17 protein-coding genes and 1 pseudogene are annotated in these 17,824 nt (G+C 72.8%); 11 read left to right on the top strand and 7 right to left on the bottom strand.

Annotation, left to right across the window (positions count from 1 at the left end; genetic code table 11):
• Window positions 1-4: 4 nt before the first annotated feature.
• A complete protein-coding gene (locus J2S63_RS13030; protein WP_310302914.1) occupies window positions 5-574 on the top strand; it encodes a dienelactone hydrolase family protein in 570 nt (189 codons plus the stop codon).
• On the opposite strand, the gene mmuM is transcribed toward J2S63_RS13030, so the two are convergent.
• Complete coding sequence (mmuM, locus tag J2S63_RS13035; protein WP_310302916.1) at window positions 563-1,438, bottom strand: homocysteine S-methyltransferase; 876 nt, start codon at window positions 1,436-1,438, stop codon at window positions 563-565. The two genes, J2S63_RS13030 and mmuM, sit on opposite strands and share 12 nt — an antisense overlap.
• 115 nt (window positions 1,439-1,553) lie before the next feature.
• On the opposite strand from mmuM, the gene J2S63_RS13040 reads away from it, so the two are divergent.
• Window positions 1,554-2,987, top strand: a complete 1,434-nt coding sequence (locus J2S63_RS13040; protein WP_310302919.1) for a sensor histidine kinase — start codon at window positions 1,554-1,556, stop codon at window positions 2,985-2,987.
• Window positions 2,988-3,059: 72 nt separating this feature from the next.
• Here J2S63_RS13040 and J2S63_RS13045 read toward each other — a convergent pair whose 3' ends face one another.
• Window positions 3,060-3,821, bottom strand: coding sequence for a nuclear transport factor 2 family protein (locus tag J2S63_RS13045; RefSeq protein WP_310302922.1), 762 nt, complete (start codon window positions 3,819-3,821; stop codon window positions 3,060-3,062).
• Window positions 3,822-4,020: 199 nt separating this feature from the next.
• Between J2S63_RS13045 and J2S63_RS13050 the strand changes: the two genes are divergently transcribed.
• Entirely contained in the window at window positions 4,021-4,332 is a 312-nt protein-coding gene (locus J2S63_RS13050; protein WP_310302924.1) for a hypothetical protein, read from the top strand.
• A 160-nt stretch (window positions 4,333-4,492) separates the two neighbouring features.
• A pseudogene (locus J2S63_RS13055) lies at window positions 4,493-4,753 on the top strand (RidA family protein); the annotation flags it as partial.
• Window positions 4,754-4,785: 32 nt separating this feature from the next.
• Here J2S63_RS13055 and J2S63_RS13060 read toward each other — a convergent pair.
• From J2S63_RS13060 to J2S63_RS13075, 4 genes are all read right to left on the bottom strand, one after another.
• Window positions 4,786-5,259 (bottom strand): DinB family protein, encoded by a 474-nt coding sequence (locus tag J2S63_RS13060; RefSeq protein WP_310302927.1) that lies wholly within the window; start codon window positions 5,257-5,259, stop codon window positions 4,786-4,788.
• 19 nt (window positions 5,260-5,278) lie between these two features.
• Entirely contained in the window at window positions 5,279-6,745 is a 1,467-nt protein-coding gene (locus tag J2S63_RS13065; protein WP_310302929.1) for an HNH endonuclease signature motif containing protein, read from the bottom strand.
• A gap of 307 nt (window positions 6,746-7,052) precedes the next feature.
• The gene (locus J2S63_RS13070) at window positions 7,053-7,793 is read right to left on the bottom strand and encodes a maleylpyruvate isomerase family mycothiol-dependent enzyme (RefSeq protein ID WP_310302931.1); all 741 of its coding nucleotides are present in this window, start codon (window positions 7,791-7,793) and stop codon (window positions 7,053-7,055) included.
• Window positions 7,790-8,197, bottom strand: coding sequence for a PPOX class F420-dependent oxidoreductase (locus J2S63_RS13075; protein WP_310302934.1), 408 nt, complete (start codon window positions 8,195-8,197; stop codon window positions 7,790-7,792). Before J2S63_RS13075 ends, J2S63_RS13070 begins: the two co-directional genes overlap by 4 nt.
• 90 nt (window positions 8,198-8,287) lie before the next feature.
• Between J2S63_RS13075 and J2S63_RS13080 the strand changes: the two genes are divergently transcribed.
• The 7 genes from J2S63_RS13080 (at window position 8,288) to J2S63_RS13110 (ending at window position 16,182) form a co-directional block, all read left to right on the top strand.
• Window positions 8,288-9,709: a glycosyltransferase gene (locus J2S63_RS13080; RefSeq protein ID WP_310302937.1), complete on the top strand. Its 1,422-nt coding sequence runs from the start codon at window positions 8,288-8,290 to the stop codon at window positions 9,707-9,709.
• Window positions 9,710-9,731: 22 nt separating this feature from the next.
• On the top strand, window positions 9,732-10,784 hold the full coding sequence (locus J2S63_RS13085) for a MaoC family dehydratase (protein ID WP_310302939.1): 1,053 nt from the start codon (window positions 9,732-9,734) through the stop codon (window positions 10,782-10,784).
• Between the two features lie 119 nt (window positions 10,785-10,903).
• Window positions 10,904-11,989 (top strand): WD40/YVTN/BNR-like repeat-containing protein, encoded by a 1,086-nt coding sequence (locus J2S63_RS13090; RefSeq protein ID WP_310302941.1) that lies wholly within the window; start codon window positions 10,904-10,906, stop codon window positions 11,987-11,989.
• 116 nt (window positions 11,990-12,105) lie between these two features.
• Complete coding sequence (locus tag J2S63_RS13095) at window positions 12,106-13,722, top strand: circularly permuted type 2 ATP-grasp protein (protein ID WP_310306696.1); 1,617 nt, start codon at window positions 12,106-12,108, stop codon at window positions 13,720-13,722.
• Window positions 13,716-14,660 (top strand): alpha-E domain-containing protein, encoded by a 945-nt coding sequence (locus J2S63_RS13100; protein WP_310302943.1) that lies wholly within the window; start codon window positions 13,716-13,718, stop codon window positions 14,658-14,660. Before J2S63_RS13095 ends, J2S63_RS13100 begins: the two co-directional genes overlap by 7 nt.
• Window positions 14,661-14,676: 16 nt before the next feature.
• Entirely contained in the window at window positions 14,677-15,516 is an 840-nt protein-coding gene (locus J2S63_RS13105) for a transglutaminase family protein (protein WP_310302946.1), read from the top strand.
• Window positions 15,517-15,606: 90 nt separating this feature from the next.
• Entirely contained in the window at window positions 15,607-16,182 is a 576-nt protein-coding gene (locus J2S63_RS13110) for an NADPH-dependent FMN reductase (protein ID WP_310302949.1), read from the top strand.
• Between the two features lie 26 nt (window positions 16,183-16,208).
• On the opposite strand, the gene J2S63_RS13115 is transcribed toward J2S63_RS13110, so the two are convergent.
• On the bottom strand, window positions 16,209-17,789 hold the full coding sequence (locus J2S63_RS13115) for a non-homologous end-joining DNA ligase LigD (protein WP_310302951.1): 1,581 nt from the start codon (window positions 17,787-17,789) through the stop codon (window positions 16,209-16,211).
• Window positions 17,790-17,824: the final 35 nt, after the last annotated feature.

A 17,824-nucleotide genomic window follows, 5' to 3' on the forward strand; every position in this document is an offset into this window, starting at 1 on the left:
CATCGTGGCCGAGGTCGTCCTGTTCCACCACGCCCAGGGGCTCACCGCGGGCGTGCGCGCCTTCGCCGACCGGCTGCGCGAAGCGGGCCACACCGTGCACACGCCCGACCTGTTCGCCGGGCGCACGTTCGACAGTGTCGAGGAGGGCGTGGACCACGCCCGGTCGCTCGGCTTCGACGCCGTCCGCGAGGCAGGGGTGGCGGCCGCGCAGGACCTGCCTGCCGAGATCGTCTACGCCGGGTTCTCGCTCGGCGTGATGCCGGCCCAGCAGCTCGCCCAGACCCGGACCGGTGCGCGCGGCGCGCTGCTGCTCGACTCGTGCCTGCCGGCCGAGGAGTTCGGCACCTGGCCCGCCGGCCTGCGCGCCCAGGTGCACGGGAGCGTGTCCGACGAGTGGTTCGAGGAGGACCTGCCGTTCGCCCGCGAGCTGGCCGAGACCAACCCGACCGTCGAGCTGTTCACCTACGAGGGGCCCGGCCACCTGTTCGCGGACTCCTCCGTGGCGTCGTACGACGAGGCCGCGGCGGCCGTCCTGCTCGAGCGCGTGCTGGGGTTCCTGGGATCAGTCGGCTGAGAGCCGGGTCGCCAGGGCAGCGATGTCGGCCGGACCGAGCCCGCAGCAGCCGCCGACGTAGCGCGCGCCCGCGTCCACCCAGGCGTCCACGAGCTCGAGGTCGAGCGCGGCGCCGGCCGACCAGGACTTCGACGCCGCGTCCCAGGTGCCCCCACGGTTGGGGTAGGCCACCGCGGGCAGCCCGGTCGTCATGTGGGCGGTGCGTACGGCGCCCAGCACGTCGGCCTGGTCCGAGCAGTTGACGCCGGCCGCGACGAGCGAGGGCCGGTGGGCCAGGACGTCGTACGCCTCGGGCAGCGGCTGGCCCGCGCAGGTGCGGTCGCCGCGCACCGAGTAGCAGAACCACGCCGGCAGGCCGACCTCGTCGACGAGGTCGGCGAGCACCTCGGCCTCGACGGCGTCCGGGACCGTCTCGACGGCGAGGAGGTCGGGCCCGGCGGAGGCCAGCAGCTCGATCCGGGGGGCGTGGAAGTCGCGGAGGCGGGCGCGGCTCACGCCGTAGTCGCCGCGGTACTCCGAGCCGTCGGCGAGGAACGCGCCGTACGGCCCGACCGACGCGGCCACGAGCAGCCCGTCGCGACCGTCCCGGGCGTCCTGCGCCAGCCGGATGCTCAGCAGGAGCAGGCGCCTGGCCTCCTCCGCGGCGATCCCGGCGGCGACGAAGCCCTCCACCGACGCCTGGTAGGTCGAGGTCGTCGCGACCTGCGCCCCCGCGCCGAAGAACGCGCGGTGGGCGGCGAGGATCCGCTCCGGCTCCTCGGCCAGCAGGCGCGCGGTCCACAGCGCCCCGCCGAGGTCGGCGCCGGCCTCCTCGAGCGCGGTCGACAGCCCCCCGTCCAGCACCTGCACGGATCCGTGGCCCATGTCAGCCATCCTCCCAGCCCGGCTGACCAGGGGCCCATGGCCTGGCCGGGTCACGCCGGCGGGACGGGTGCCCGGTTCGGCGGCCGCGCGGTCCGGGCGGTGACAGGATGGAGGCATGGCCCCCCTGGGCACGCTTCCCGACCCGCTCGACGAGCCCGCCGTCCTCCGCCGACTGTTCAACCACCTCCCCGCGATGGTGGCCTTCTGGGACGCCCAGGCCCGCAACGTGGTGGCCAACGACGCCTACCTGGAGTGGTTCGGGTGGTCCCCGGAGCGCCTGCGGGGACACCACATCTCCGAGCTGCTCGGCGACGAGCTCTACGCCCTGAACCTCCCCTTCATCACCGCTGCGCTCGCCGGCGAGGAGCAGGTGTTCGACCGCACGCTGGTCGACACCCTGGGACGCACGCGCCACACGCAGGCCCACTACGTGCCCGAGCTGGTCGACGGCGAGGTGCGCGGCTTCTTCGTCCTCGTCGCCGACGTCACCGCGCACGTGGAGGCCCAACGCGAGCTCGCCGAGGTGCAGCGGCTGGCCCGCGTCGGCAGCTGGACCGAGCAGCGGCTGACCGGCGAGCTCGCCTGGTCCGACGGGATGTACCGCATCTTCGGGCTGGAGCCGGGGCAGCCTCCGGCACGCGACGAGGTCGTGGACCTGGTCCACCCCGAGGACCGCGACCAGGCGCTCGCCGTCGCACAGGCGGGCATCGACGCGGCGGAGGACACCGAGTCACGTTTCCGCATCGTGCGGCCCGACGGCGCGGTCCGGTTCGTCCACGGCCGGACGTCGGTGGTGACGCGGGACGGGGAGGTCCTCGCGCGCAGGGGCACCCTGATCGACGAGACCGAGGTCCAGGAGGCCTCGGCCCGGGTCAACGAGGTCAACGAGCGCCTCTCGGACCTCGTCGGGGTGATCGGGCACGACGTCCGCACGCCGACGACGGCCGTCCGGGGGTTCCTCGACCTGGCGGAGTCTGCTCTGGCGGGCGGCCACCCCGACCAGGCGCTCGCCCTGGTCCGGCGTGCCCAGAAGTCCGCGCTGCGGCTCGACGGCCTGCTCACCAACATCTTGAGCATGGCGCAGCTCGACGCCGGCGACCTGGCGGCCCGTCAGCAGCCCCTGGACGCGCGCGAGCTCGTCGACTCGGTGCTGGCCGACCTCCCCGCCGGGGAGCAGCTGAGCGTCGAGGTCGCACCTGGCCTCTCGGTGCTCGCCGAGCCCGCGCACGCCCAGCTGGTCCTGTCCAACCTCCTCGCCAACGCGCTCAAGTACGGCGAGCCGCCGTACGCCGTGACCGTGGCGGCACGCGGCGACGAGGTGGAGCTGTGCGTCACCGACCACGGCGAGGGCGTGCCCGAGGACTTCCGGCCGCGGTTGTTCGACCGCTTCGCCCGTGCGGAGTCCGGGGTTGCCACGGACCGGTCCGGGAGCGGCCTGGGTCTCTACATCGTCCGCCGGCTGTGCGAGGTCAACGGCGGGTCGATCCGCCACGAGCAGGGCCCCGGGGGCCGCGGCGCGACGTTCGTGGTGCGGCTGCCGCGCGGCTGAGGACGCCGGAGCCGGACCGGGTGCGGACCCCGAGCGGGGTGGACCGTAGGTCGCGGCCCACCCCGTCGAGCCTCAGGCGAGGAAGGCGTCGTCGCCCGGCAGGTCGGCACGCAGCTCGAGCATGTCGGTGACCTTGTCGCCGATGCAGGTGAACACGATCGAGCCGCGGGCGACCCGCTTGGCGCCGTTGCGCGTCGCGCTGGTCTGGTGCGTGGCGCAGACGTGGCCCGAGCCGTCGCCGTGCACGTCGACGAGGTCGGCGCGGAACGTGCCGCCGGTCAGCTCGGCGAGCTTGCCGTAGTAGCCCAGGACGGCCTCCGGTCCCTTGTAGGTGCCGGCCAGCGGTCCGTGGCCGGGCACGTGCTGGACGACGTCCTTGGAGAACAGGCCGAGCAGCGTCTCGACGTCGCCTGAGTTGAAGGCGGCGTAGCCGCGCCGGACCAGCGTCATCCACTGGTCGTCCGGCGAGGCGATGTCGGTGGGACGCGTGACGGCGTAGCGGGTGGCCTCGGGGGAGATGTCGACCATCTCCAGCGCGACGTCGCTGGTCACCCAGGCGTCATGACCGGCCGGGAGGTCGACGACGTCCCCGGCGCCGATGTCCCACTCGCTGCCGTCGTCCATGCGGATGTGCATGGTGCCCTCGAGCACGTAGCCCATGTGCCGGACCTGGCAGCTGGACGTGCCCGCGATCGGCTTGACGTCGTCGGACCACTTCCAGCCGGGCTCGAAGGTGCCCTTGAGCACCGAGATCCCGCCTGCGTTCCCGAGCGTCGCGTGGCCGTGGGCGCGGAAGACCCGACCCTCACCCTCGCGATCGAGATTGCTGATCATGCAGTCAGCCATGGAATGACCTCCGGTCCCGAACGGAGCCGGTCGCCGGTTGCGGCCGGCCACCTCGCAGGCTTGCACCGAGGGCTGGTGGCGGCCAGTCCGCAAGGTCCCGCTCCGGACACCCTCCTGGGATTGGTTCCGATCCGGTTCCTCGACCGTTGACGACATCCGTACACCAGTTCGATGGCAGGATGGGTCGGTGGCAGGTGGGATGAACAGGTACGGCGGCCAGTCGCTGCCGATGTCCGAGCGCGTGCGCCTGGGGCAGGAGGCGCGGCCCGCCTGGGATCGCGAGGACCCGCCGTACCCCGGACGTCACTGCTGGGTCCTCGACCCGGCGGACGGCACCGCGGTCCCGCGCGCCGGGCTGCTGCTCGAGTGGCGCCGCAACGCCGGGGTGTGGGAGGGCCAGGTCGCCTACCTGTCCCGGCACCCCGGACGCGGGTGGGCGGTGACGGTCGAGTGGCTCCCCGGCTCGGCGCTGGAGGTGGCGTCGCCGGGCTCCGGCTGACGCGGGCAGGGCAGGATCGCCGCATGCCGTCCCGACTGGTGCGTTGCCCGACCCTCGCCCCCGCGCCCTACGCGTACGCCGCTGTGGCTGACCCGGCACCCGCACGGTCCACTTCGCCGGCGCCTGCCCGCTCGACCCCGACGGCCAGACGCTCGCGCCGGGTGACGTCGTGGCGCAGACCCGCCAGGTCATGGGCAACCTGCGCGTGGCGCTCGCCGAGGCGGGCGCGACGGTCGAGGACGTGGTGTTCGTCCGCGTGCTCGTCGCCTCCTCGGAGCGCTCGGAGCTGGTCGACGCGTGGCAGACCTTCCGCGACGACTTCGGCGACCACGATCCGCCCGCGACGCTCCAGGGCGTCACGGTGCTTGGCTACCCCGACCAGCTGGTCGAGGTCGAGGCGGTCGCTGCGGTCTCCGGCTGAGTCTCCGGCTCGGTCTCTGGCTGAGGCCCTGGTCAGCGGCGGGCCTGGAGCTGCTCGACCAGGATGTCGCCGTGGCCCGCGTGCCGGGCGAGCTCCTGCACCATGTGGAGCACGATGTAGCGCAGGCTCACCCGCACCGTGCGCCACTGGTGCTCCTCGTCGAGGTCGCGCCCCTCGACCACCGTGCGGGAGTGGTCGCAGGCGGCGAGGTAGGCCTCGCGCACCGACGCCACCGTGTCCGTGTCGTCGACGACGAAGCTGCTGTCGATGTCGTCGGGCAGCCCCACGACGTGGCGGGGCACGCCGGCCACCCGTGAGTGGAACCAGACCTTCTCGACGAACGTCGCGTGCTTCACCAGCCCCATCACCGTCGTGAGCGACGGCACCAGCCTGGCCCGGCCCTCCTCCTCGCTCACGTCGTCGAGGAGCGCCACGATCTCGGCGCGCTGCCGATCGAGCAGGCCCAGCAGGAGCGTCCGCTCGTCCGCGAGGTGGATGTCGTCCATGCCGCGAGGTTAGTGCGGCCTATCTGCGGGTGCGGGTGAGGTGGGTGGTGCCGCCGGGGTCGTAGGTGGTGGTGTAGGCGGGATGGTGGATCTTGCGGTGGTGGGGGCCGCAGACCAGGGTGCCGTCGGCGAGGCTGGTCCGTCGGGACAGGGCCCAGGGGGTCTTGTGGTGGGCGTGGCACCACGCGGCGGGGACGGTGCAGCCCTGCACGGTGCAGGTGCGGTGCTGCACGCGGAGTCCGATGCGCATCGCCTGGGTGTGGAAGCGGGCCTTGTCGCCGACGTCGAGGACCTCGGACTTCGTGCCGAGCACGACGGGGATCAGGCCGTGCTCGGCGGCCAAGCGACGGGCCTCGCCGGGGCTGATGAGGGTGCCGGTGTCCAGGACGCCGGGGGCCAGGCCGCCGAGGAGCGAGGCCAGGGTCATGGTCACCACGACGGTGAACGGCGATCCTCCCGTGGAGGGCAGGCAAGCGGCCGGGAGGCGTTCGAGGAGCTCGCAGAACGCGCGGCCTCGTGCCTGGTCGCGGCTGATCCGACGGCCAGGGCGGGTCGGGTCCTCGACGAATCCGTCGTCCCTCCCGGTCTCGGTGCTGTCTCTCCTGGTCGCCGTGCTGTGGGTCCCGGTGCCCTTCTTGCGTCGCTTGCCGCGTCGCTTGCCGCGTCGCTTGCCGCGTCGCTTCCCGGTCGGGGAGGGCTGGTGGGTGGGTCGCTTGGGTGACTCGAGCGCGTGCAGGATCGAGCGGAACAGGTCGCCGTCCAGGCGGGGCATGTCGATCACCGCGCGGGTGCGGCCGTTGCTGGTGTCACGGACCTTGCAGGTCGTGGCGGCGTGGGCGGCGTCTTCCTCCGCGGCGAGCCGGGCGGCCAGGGCGGCCTCGGCGCCCTCGGGGTCGATCACCTCGTGCAGGTGCCGGGCGAGGTTCGTCAGCTCCTCGGCGTCGTGGACCCGGGCCAGGTCGAGCAGGTGGGCCTCGGCCTGGTCGCGCAGGACCGGCCCGACGTGCTCGGGAAGGTCGTCGACCGCCTTGACCACGACTGCTGCCTGCGCGGCGTCACAGGCACCAGCCCGCAGAGCCGCCCCGGTCAGACGACGCTCGCCGGCCAGCCGCAGCGCCTGCTTCACCTGCCGTGCCGCAGCCGGGCGGCCGGTGCGGGTGGCGTGGGCGAACCACGCCCCGGTGGTGGTCGCGACCGGCGTGGCGTGAGCGGCGACGTCGAGGGTCTCGGCGTGGGCGAGCGGCTCCGCGGTCAGACCTCGGAGCCGGGCCACCGCACGGTGGATCTCGACCACCGTCTCCGCGGTCTGCTGCTCATCGAGCAGCGACAGCGCCAGACCCGCCTCTCCGTCGGGGCCCAGGAGCCCGTCGAGGACCTCACCCAGACGACCGGAGAACCAGTGCACCCGATGCGCCCGCTCTCCGGTCGGGGTCACCGCAGCCGCGCCCGTCGGCGCGGTCTGCGGTGCTGCCTGGTCCTCGTCCATGCAAACCACTCAACCAGGCACCACCGACAATCCACGGAACCAAAAACCCCCTCTGACCTGCGGGTTTACGGACCGGATTCCGTCCACAGGGCGGGGGGGGGGTCTCGACTGATCGCTCGCTCCGCTCGCTGCTCGACCACCGGGGAATCGCTCGCTCCGCTCGCTGCTCGACCACCGGGGAATCGCTCGCTCCGCTCGCTGCTCGACCACCGGGGAATCGCTCGCTCCGCTCGCTGCTCGACCACCGGGGAATCGCTCGCTCCGCTCGCTGCTCGACCACCGGGGAATCGCTGGCCGGTGGCGGCGATCAGCGGATGACGGCGTGCTGCCTCCAGACGTCCCAGAGCGAGGCGTCGCCGGCGAGGGCGACCGGCTGCTCGGGCGGCCGGTTCCACAGGTGCACCACGAGGTCGGCGGCGCGGCCGCTCAGCTCGACGTCGCCGTCGGAGCCCTCGACGAGGGTGCGCTCCTCCCGCGGCAGCGACCCGCCGACCTGCAGCGTCCACGCCGAGCCCGTGTCCGTCGTACGCACGGCGAAGCGGACCTCGCGGTCACTGCCGAACCGCGTGCGGTGGCGCACCATCTGCAGCGCCTCCTCGACGCCGTCGGTCGCCACCGCCGCGTCGACCGGGGTACGACGGCCCGCCGCCCCCTCGGCGTCGTAGCGGTGGACGAGCGTCTCGAAGCACTGCCGCCGCTTCCAGAAGTCGATCCCGGGCGGGGTGTCGAACAGCGTCCACACCTCCCGGTCCGCGGGGACGGAGGCGAGGAGCTCGAGCAGCGAGGAGAGGCGCTCGAGGTACCACGCCGCGAGCACCGAGTGGTCCTGCGGCGCCCGGGGCATCAGGTCGTCGTACCCCCAGTCGGGCAGCCCGTGGGCGACCACCTCGCAGATCCACTCGTGGACCGACCCGGTGTGGCGGGCGACGTCGTCGAGGGTCCAGTCGCCGAGGCCGGGGACCGGCGAGGTCCCGGCACCCGCGGCGACCGCAGCCGCGAGGAGGCGGCCCTCGGCGCCGAGCGCCTCGAGGTGCTCGGTGGGGGTCATCGGGCCTTCGTCGCGCCCCAGCCGTGCCACCGGTCCACCGCGACCCAGGCGCTGACCCGTGCACTGTCGCGGACGGGGTAGTCCTTGCCGGTGTAGTGCCGCGAGATCCGGTCGATGTCCGCGAGGCCCTCGTCGTCGGCGATCTCCACGACCCGTCCGACGATGCTGACGTGGGTGTACCAGGAGTCCTTGTCCAGCACGGTGATCGCGACCCGGGGGTCGTCCCGCAGGTGCTGCAGGCGCGCACGGGTGTGGTCCATGTTGACCAGGATCCGGTCGCCGTCGAGGACGTACCACGTGGCCACCGAGACCGGGCTCCCGTCGGAGCGCAACGTGGTGATCGTGCAGGGGTTGGGCTGCTCGAGCTTCTGGCGGACCTTGTCGGGGAACGGCGGCTTGGCCACGGGAGACCTCCGGAGGGCAGTGCTGCGGGGTGGGGCGTACGTCGACATCGTGCCGGGTAGGACCAGACGACCGACACCCCTGGAGGACCTGTGAAGGACGTCGAGCTCGGCAGCACCCCGATCGACAAGCTGGCGGAGCTGCTGCTCCCGGATCGGCGCGAGCGCCTCGACGAGGTGATCGACTGGGGCCGGGAGGTGCTGGACGGTCGCACGGTGTGGCACGTCAACGCCACGGCGAGCGGCGGTGGGGTCGCCGAGATGCTGCTCGCGCTGCTCGCCTACACCAAGGGCGCCGGCATCGACTCGCGCTGGGTGGTGCTCGACGGCTCGTCGCCGTTCTTCACGCTCACCAAGCGCATCCACAACCTGCTCCACGGCTCCGACGGGGACGGGGGTGCCCTCGGCGAGGAGGAGCGCGAGCTCTACGAGGAGGTCCTCCGCGGCGAGACCGAGCACCTGCTCTCCCGGGTCGAGGAGGGCGACGTGGTGGTCCTGCACGACCCGCAGACCGCCGGCATGGGCCGCGCGCTGCGCGAGGCGGGGGCCCACGTCGTCTGGCGCTGCCACGTCGGCAAGGACGAGCCCTGCGAGCGCACCGACAAGGCCTGGGCGTTCCTGCGGCCCTACGTCGAGGACGCCGAGGCGGTCGTGTTCTCCCGCCCGGCCTACGTGCCCGACTGGGTCCCCGAGGACCGGGTCCGCATCATCCCTCCCTCGATCGACCCGTTCTCGGCCAAGAACGAGGACATGGACCGCGACGACGTCGACGCGGTGCTCGAGCGCACGGGGATCGTCGACGTGCCGGGTGGGGCCGGCTCGGTGAAGTTCTCCCGCCGCGACGGCAGCACCGGCGAGGTCCGGGCGTACGACGACCTCGTGCACGGCGGCCAGGTGGTCCCGGCCGACGCGAGGCTCGTGCTCCAGGTCAGCCGCTGGGACCGGCTCAAGGACATGGACGGCGTGCTCCGCGCGTTCACCGACCACCTCGACGACCTGCCCGACGACGTGCACCTGATGCTCTGCGGGCCCGACGTGTCCGGCGTCAGCGACGACCCGGAGGGGCAGCAGGTGCTCGAGGAGTGCACCAAGATCTGGGAGGACCAGCCCGACGAGGTCAAGCCGCGCCTGCACCTGTGCAGCCTCCCGATGGACGACATCGACGAGAACGCCCACATCGTCAACGCCCTGCAGAGGCACGCGACCGTGGTCGTCCAGAAGAGCATCGTCGAGGGCTTCGGGCTCACCGTCACCGAGCCGATGTGGAAGGGCCGCGCCGTCGTCGCGACGCGCGTCGGCGGCATCCAGGACCAGATCGAGCACGGGGAGAACGGCCTGCTGCTCGACGACCCGCACGACCTCGACGGCTTCGCGCGCCTGCTGGCCGAGCTCCTCGCCGACGACGACGAGTGCCGGCGCCTGGGGGAGGCGGCCAAGGAGAGCGTGCGGGAGCGCTACCTCGGTGACCTCGCTCTCATCCGCTACGCAGAGCTGGTCCGCGACCTCCTGGAGTGAGCCGGGCTGGGAGGATGCCCGCATGACGAACCGGAAGACCGACGCGGGCAACTACTTCGAGGACTTCACCGTCGGGCAGGAGCTGGTGCACACCAGCCCCCGCACGGTCACCGAGGGCGACGCGGCCCTCTACACCGCGCTCTACGGGGCGCGGTTCGCCCCGACCTCGGGCGCGACGACCGCCGAAGCGCTGGGCTACGACCGTCAGCCGATGGACAGCCTGCTGGTCTTCCACGTCGTCTTCGGCAAGACCGTCCCGGAGGTCTCCCTCAACGCGGTCGCCAACCTCGGCTATGCGGCCGGCACCTTCCAGGCCCCGGTGTACGCCGGCGACACGCTGTCGGCGCGCAGCGAGGTCATCGGCGTCAAGGCCAACCGCGACGGCAGGACGGGTGTGGTCTACGTGCACTCGGTGGGCCGCAACCAGCGCGACGAGGTGGTGCTCGACTACGTCCGCTGGGTGATGGTCCGCAAGCGCGACGAGGCGAGCCCGGCGCCCGAGACCGTCGTACCCGAGCTGCCGAAGGCGGTCCCCGCCGACCAGCTCACGGTGCCGTTCGGCGAGGGGTCGTTCGACACGACGCTGTCCGGCAGCCCGCACCTGTGGGACGACTACGAGCCCGGCGAGCGGATCGACCACGTCGACGCGATGACGATCGAGGAGGCCGAGCACATGCTGGCCACCCGGCTCTACCACAACACCGCCAAGGTGCACTTCAACCAGCACGTCGAGCAGCACGGGCGCTTCGGCCGCCGCATCGTGTACGGCGGCCACGTCATCTCGATCGCCCGGGCGCTGTCGTTCAACGGGCTGGCCAACGCGGTGAGCATCGCCGCGATCAACGGCGGCTCGCACACCAACCCGACCTTCGCCGGTGACACCGTCTACGCCTGGTCGGAGGTGCTGGACAAGCTCGAGGTGCCGGGCCGCACCGACGTCGGCGCCCTGCGGGTGCGGACGGTGGCGACCAAGGACCGCGCCTGCGCGGACTTCCCCTACAAGGGCGAGGACGGCAAGCACCTCCCCGAGGTCGTCCTGGACTTCGACTACACGGTGCTGGTGCCGCGCCGCTGAGGCGGGGCCCCGACGAGCTCGACCACCGGGACCGATGAGTTCCTGGTCCGGTCCTGGTCTGTCGTTCTGTCGGCCACGTCTGGTAGGCCGTACCCAGGACGACGAGACGGAGGTCGGGCATGTCGACGGTGCTGATGGCAGGGACGCGCAAGGGGGTCTGGGTCGGGACCTCGGACGACGCCCGGGAGAGCTGGGCGTGGAAGGGCCCGTTCTTCGACGTCGACCAGGTCTACTCGGTGATGGTCGACACCCGTGGCGGCAAGCCGCGACTGTTCGCCGGCGCGGCGAGCATGTGGCTGGGCCCGCAGGTGCACCGCTCCGACGACCTGGGCGAGACCTGGGAGGCCACGCCCAACGGCGGCCCGACCTTCCCCGACGACGTCGACGCCTCGGTCGAGCGCATCTGGCAGCTCCAGCCGGGTCCCGACGAGACCACGGTCTACGCCGGCACCGAGCCCGGGGCGATCTTCCGCTCCCGCGACCGGGGCGAGCACTTCGAGCTGGTCCGCGGCCTGTGGGACCACCCCCAGCGCACCGAGTGGGGTGCGGGGTTCGGCGGCCAGGCCTTCCACACGATCCTGCCCCACCCCACCGACCCCGACTCGGTCACCGCGGCGATCTCGACCGGCGGGGTCTACCAGACCCGCGACGGCGGGGAGTCGTGGTCGGCGCGCAACCAGGGGATCCGCGCCGAGTTCCTCCCCGAGGGCCAGCAGTACCCCGAGTTCGGTCAGTGCGTGCACAAGGTCACCCGCCACCCGAGCCGGCCCGAGCGGCTCTACCTGCAGAACCACGGCGGTGTCTACCGCTCCGACGACGAGGGCGGCTCGTGGGACTACATCGGTGACGGCCTGCCGTCCGACTTCGGCTTCTCGGTCGTGGTCCACCCGCACGAGCCCGACACGCTGTTCGTCTTCCCGATCGGCGGCGGCGCCAACCGCTACCCGCCGGAGGGCAAGGCGCGCGTCTACCGCTCCCGGGACGCCGGTGCGACCTGGGAGGAGTCCGGCACCGGGCTTCCGCACCACTTCTTCGTCGGCGTCATGCGCGACGGCATGTGCACCGACACCCACGACCCGGCCGGGGTTTACGTCGGCGCCAGGAACGGGAGTGTCTATGCGTCCGCCGACGCCGGGGAGACCTGGCGGGAGATCGTGCGCGACCTGCCAGACGTGATGGTGGTGCGCGCCGCGGCTCTCGCCTGACCCCCGAGCTCGACCCAGCTGTCCTCCCAGCCGACGCGGGCTGTCGGTCGAGACGAGGTCGTGCGCGGGCCACCCGCCTGCAACGCAGGGCCGCTACCTTGCGAGGCGTGAACGGGATGTTCAGTGGCTACGGGCAGAGCGCCGGGACGGCCAACGACGAGATGTTCGACGGTGAGCGCCTGCGTGGGGCCTACACCGGGCTGCGCGACGCGCTCACCGACATGTCCGACTCCGACCTGCGCGGTCGGGCCGAGGCGCTCCAGACCCGCTACCTCGACCAGGGCGTCACCTTCGACATCGGCGGCGAGGAGCGGGCGTTCCCGCTCGACATCCTGCCGCGGGTGATCGAGCACGAGCCCTGGTCCCTGGTCGAGCGGGGCGTCAAGCAGCGGGTCCAGGCCCTCGAGCTGTTCCTCGCCGACGTCTACGCCGCGGGGCGGGTCTTCGCCGACGGCGTCATCCCGCGCCGGGTGATCGTGACCTCCTCCCACTTCCACCGCGAGGTCGCGGGCTACGAGCCGAGCAACGGCGTGCGCGTGCACGTCTCCGGCATCGACCTGGTCCGCGACTCCGGGGGCGAGTTCCGGGTGCTGGAGGACAACGTCCGCGTGCCCTCCGGCGTCTCCTACGTGATGACCAACCGGCGCGCGATCGCGACCGCGCTGCCCGAGACCTTCGCCAACCACCGCATCCGGCCCGTCGACGACTACCCCCGCCGCCTGCTGAGCGCCCTGCGGGCCGCCGCCCCCGCCGGCGTCTCCGACCCGACCGTCGTCGTCCTCACCCCCGGTGTCTTCAACGGGGCCTACTTCGAGCACGCGCTGCTCGCGCGCACCATGGGCGTCGAGCTCGTCGAGGGCCGCGACCTCGTGGCCCGCCGCGGCCGCGTGATGATGCGGACGACGAGCGGCCTGGCGCCGGTGCACGTGATCTACCGCCGCGTCGACGACGAGTTCCTCGACCCGATCCACTTTCGTCGCGACTCGCTGCTGGGCTGTCCCGGCATGCTCGACGCGGCCCGCGCCGGCAACCTCACCTTGGCCAACGCGGTCGGCAACGGCGTCGCGGACGACAAGCTCGTCTACACCTACATGCCCGACCTGATCCGCTACTACCTCTCCGAGGAGCCGGTGCTGCGCAACGTCGACACGTGGCGGTTGGGCGAGCCCGACCACCTCGAGGAGGTGATGGACCGGCTCGACGAGCTCGTGGTCAAGCCGGTCGACGGGTCCGGCGGCAAGGGCATCGTGATCGGGCCCGCCGCCAGCAAGGACGAGCTGGAGGACCTGCGGGTGCGGGTGCTGCGCCGTCCCCGCGACTGGATCGCCCAGCCGGTGGTGCAGCTCTCGACCGTCCCGACGTTCGTCGACGGGCAGATGGGGCCGCGTCACGTCGACCTGCGGCCGTTCGCGGTCAACGACGGGGACGACGTCTGGGTGCTCCCCGGTGGCCTGACCCGTGTGGCCCTCCAGGAGGGCGAGCTGGTGGTCAACTCCTCCCGCGGCGGTGGCAGCAAGGACACCTGGGTCCTCGCCCCGCCCCGCACGCCCCTGCCGGAGCCCGAGCACGTCCCGACCGTCCCGCCGGTCGGCACCCGCGACGCCGGCCCGGCCCTGGTCGAGATGGGCGACAGCGAGGTCCAGCAGCAACAGCAACAGCAACAGCAGCAGCAACAGCAGCAGCAGCAGCAGCAACAGCAGCAGCAGCAGCAGGGTCGGGAGGCGTCGTGCTGAGCCGGATCGCGGAGTCGATGTTCTGGATCGGCCGCTACGTCGAGCGGGCGGAGGACACCGCGCGCATCCTCGACGTGCAGCTGCAGATCATGCTCGAGGACCCGACCGCCGAGGAGGGCGCCACCGCGCGGTCGGTGCTGGCGATCATGGGCGTCGACACCGGCGACGACCGCCCGCTGGGCCGCGGCGACGTGCTCGCCCGGCTGGCCTACGACCCGCTCTCGCCCACCTCGATCGCAGCCGCGCTGGCGGGCGCGCGGGAGAGCGCGCGGCGGGCGCGCGAGACGCTGTCCGAGCCGCTGTGGGAGGCGCTCAACACGACCTACCGCGCGATCCCGTCCGGCCAGTTCCGCTCGATGCGCTCGAGCGCGACCTTCCGGTGGGTGCGCGAGCGCTCCGCGCTGATCAACGGCACCGCCGACGCCACGATGACGCGCGACGAGCGGTGGCACTTCCTCGTGCTGGGCCGCTGCATCGAGCGCGCCGACATGACGTCGCGGCTGATCGCCACGAGCGAGATGACGTCCGGGGGACCGTCGGCGGCGACCGCCTCGCGCTGGGCCTCGACCCTGCGGGCGTGCGGCGCCTACGAGGCGTTCCTGCGCACGCAGCCGACCCCCGGCGTGCCCCACCAGGAGGCCGAGTTCCTCCTGCTCGACCGGCTGTTCCCGCGGTCGGTGGTCTTCTCGCTCGCCCGGGCGGAGCAGTGCCTGGCCAACATCGAGACCGGCGGCCGCCGCGGCTTCGAGAACGAGGCGCAGCGGCTGCTCGGTCGCATGCGCTCGGAGCTGGAGTACTCCTCCATCGCCGACGTCGCCGCCGACCTGCCGGCGTCCATGGAGCGGCTGCAGCGCACCTGCGCCCAGGCCACCGAGGTGGTCACACGGCGCTACTTCGCCGGCGCCGAGGCGCTCTACTGGCACGGGCTCCAGGGCTGAGGACGGGGAGGACGACATGCACCTGCGCATCGTGCACAGCACGACCTTCGAGTACGACGGGCTGGCGGCCGCGTCGTACAACCAGGCCCGGCTGACGCCGCCCACCGCGGCCGACCAGATCGTGGCGCACTCGCGGATCGACGTGACGCCGACGCCGTGGTCGCTGACCTACAAGGACTACTTCGGCAACGAGGTGACCTCGTTCGAGGTCCTCGAGATGCACGACTCGTTGTCGATCGTGGCGACCGCCCACGTGCACACGCTGCCCGGCGCCGAGGTCGAGGGCCGCCTGACCTGGCAGGACCTCGAGGCCGAGGAGGTGCTCGACCGCTTCACCGAGTACCTCACCCTCACCGAGCGCGTGGCTCCTCCGCCGGACTTCGCCGAGCGGTGCGACGCGATCCGCGCGGCGGCCGCGACACCGGGGGAGGCCGCCCACGGCATCTGCGACCTGGTGCATGCCGAGGTGGACTACGTCGTCGGCGCCACCGACGTGCGCTCGCACGGCTCGGAGGCGTGGACCCAGCGCAGCGGCGTCTGCCAGGACATGGCCCACCTGGTCATCGGGGGCCTGCGCCACCTGGGCATCCCGGCACGCTACGTCTCGGGCTACCTCCACCCCCGCGAGGACGCCGCCGTCGGCGAGACCGTGCGCGGCGAGAGCCATGCGTGGGTGGAGTGGTGGGACGACGGGTGGCGGGGCTTCGACCCGACCAACGAGACCCACCCGGGCGAGCGGCACGTCGTCGTCGCGAGCGGCCGCGACTACGACGACGTGATCCCGCTGCAGGGCATCTACGCCGGCGCGGCGACCGACCGGATGACCGTCGACGTCCATGTGACGCGCCTGGCGTGAATAGGTGGGCTCGACCTGGGCACACTGGAGGTAGTTGACGCGTCACGCGTCGGCCTCACGCACCAGCACCCGACGGAAGGTCCCACCCCCATGTCGACCACCAAGCCCCGCATCGCCATCGTCATCGGCAGCACCCGCCCCGGACGTCTCGGCCCCGAGGTCGCCGACTGGGTGGCCCGGCAGGCCAAGGAGCGCGCGTTCGCCGACTACGAGCTGCTCGACGTCGACGACTTCGACCTCGAGCTGCTCTCCGAGCCGACCGTGCCCGGCGCGGCCGACCGCGACTACGACAACGAGAACACCCGCCGCTGGAGCAGCGCCGTCGACGCCTTCGACGGCTTCGTCTTCGTCACCCCGGAGTACAACCACAGCGTCCCGGCGGCGCTCAAGAACGCCTTCGACGTGCTCTACCCCGAGTGGGGCGACAAGCCGGTCGCCTTCGTCGGCTACGGCGCCGACGGGGCCGTCCGCGCGGTCGAGCACTGGCGCACGATCGTGGCCAACGCCCGCATGGTCGCGGTGCGCGCCCAGGTCGCGCTGTCGCTGTTCCACGACATGGGCGACGACGGCCTGTCGCCGATGGAGCGCCGCGAGGGCGAGCTCGCCACGGTCTTCGACCAGGTCGAGCAGATGGCCGGCGCGCTCGCGCCGCTGCGCGCCGCCTGACGTGCACCTCCCACGGCTCCCCGACCTCAGGTGAGGTCGGGGAGCCGTTGCGCTGCGCCCAGCAGCACGCGGAACGGGTCGCCCTCGTCGGCCAGCCGTCCCGGCACCGTGCGCACGGTCCACCGGTCCGGTCGCAGGTCGGGGTCGTCGAGCTCGTCCCAGGTCAGCGGCACCGAGACCGGTGCGCCGGGCGCCGGCCGCGGGGAGTACGGCGCGACGAGGGTCTTGTTGACCGCGTTCTGCGTGTAGTCGAGGCGCGCGAGCCCCTTGCGCGCCTTGACCTCCCACTTCCAGCTCACCAGGTCGGGCACGACCTGGCCGACGGTCCGGGAGAGCCGCTCGACCCAGGCCCGGGTGTCGTCGAAGGTGTAGCCCTCCACGACCGGCACCCACACCTGGATGCCGCGGCGTCCGGTCACCTTGGGCCGCGAGGTCACGCCCAGGTGCTCGAGCGCGGTCCGGTGCAGCCGGGCGAGCTGGAGCAGCTCGTCCCAGGTCGTGCGCTCGCCGGGGTCCAGGTCCACCAGGGCGTACGACGGCTGGTGCGGCGACGCGGTGGTCGAGGTCCACGGGTGCCACTCCAGGGCCCCGAAGTTGGCCGCCCACACGAGCACCGCCGGCTCGTCGGCCACGACGTAGGTGGTGGTCTCGCCGTCGTCGGCGTCGGGGTTGTCCCACGAGCCGACCCAGTCGGGGGCGTGGTCGGGGCGCTGCTTGTGCCAGAACCCCTTGCGCTCGGCGCCGTCGGGGTAGCGATGCAGGTTGAGCGGCCTGCCCTCGAGGTAGGGCAGGGCGTACGGCGCCACGCGCGCGGCGTAGGCGAGCAGCTCGCGCTTGGTGACCGGGGGCTCGCCGGGCAGCCCGGGGAAGAGCTCCTTGTCCAGGTTGGTCACCTTGACCCTGCGTCCGAACACCTCCCAGGTGCCCTGCTGCCCTAGTGACGCGAGGACGTCGATGGCGTCGTCGTCCACGGGCTCGTGGGTCGTGCGGACCGCGGCCTGAGCGGCCGGCAGGTCCGAGCGCCACAGCAGGTCCGGGTCCGCCAGCACCTCGTCGTTGGTGCGCCCGGTGAGCACCGACCGCGGGTGCTCCTCGGGGTCCCAGCCGTCCACGGCGTGCTCGTCGCGCTTGTGCAGCAGCATCCAGGGCTCGCCGCTCTCGCCCTCCCGGGCCTCACGGCGGACCAGCACGAGCCGCCCCCGCAGCTTGTCGCCGTGCACCTCCGCGTGCAGCTCGCCCGCCTCCACGGCGGCGCGCGGGTCCTCGGTCCTGACCGGCTCCCACGTGCCGGTGTCCCACACGATGACGTCCCCGCCGCCGTACTCCCCGGAGGGGATGACCCCCTCGAAGTGGAGGTACTCCACCGGGTGGTCCTCCACGTGCATCGCCAACCGCCGGGCCGCGGGGTCGAGCGTGGGTCCCTTGGGGACCGCCCAGCTCACCAGCACGCCGTCGATCTCGAAGCGGAGGTCGTAGTGCAGGCGGCTGGCCCGGTGGCGTTGCACGACGAACCGCGGCCGGCCGTCGGGAGGGCTCACCGCGCCGGACGGCTCCGGGGTGCGCGTGAAGTCCCGCTTGCAGCGGTAGACGTCGAGCTGGTCGCCCATGTCGTCCTCCTACCCGCTCTGCCCCGGGCTCAGCC

This window comes from Nocardioides marmoribigeumensis (assembly GCF_031458325.1).
GTDB classification, from domain to species: Bacteria; Actinomycetota; Actinomycetes; order Propionibacteriales; family Nocardioidaceae; genus Marmoricola_A; species Marmoricola_A marmoribigeumensis.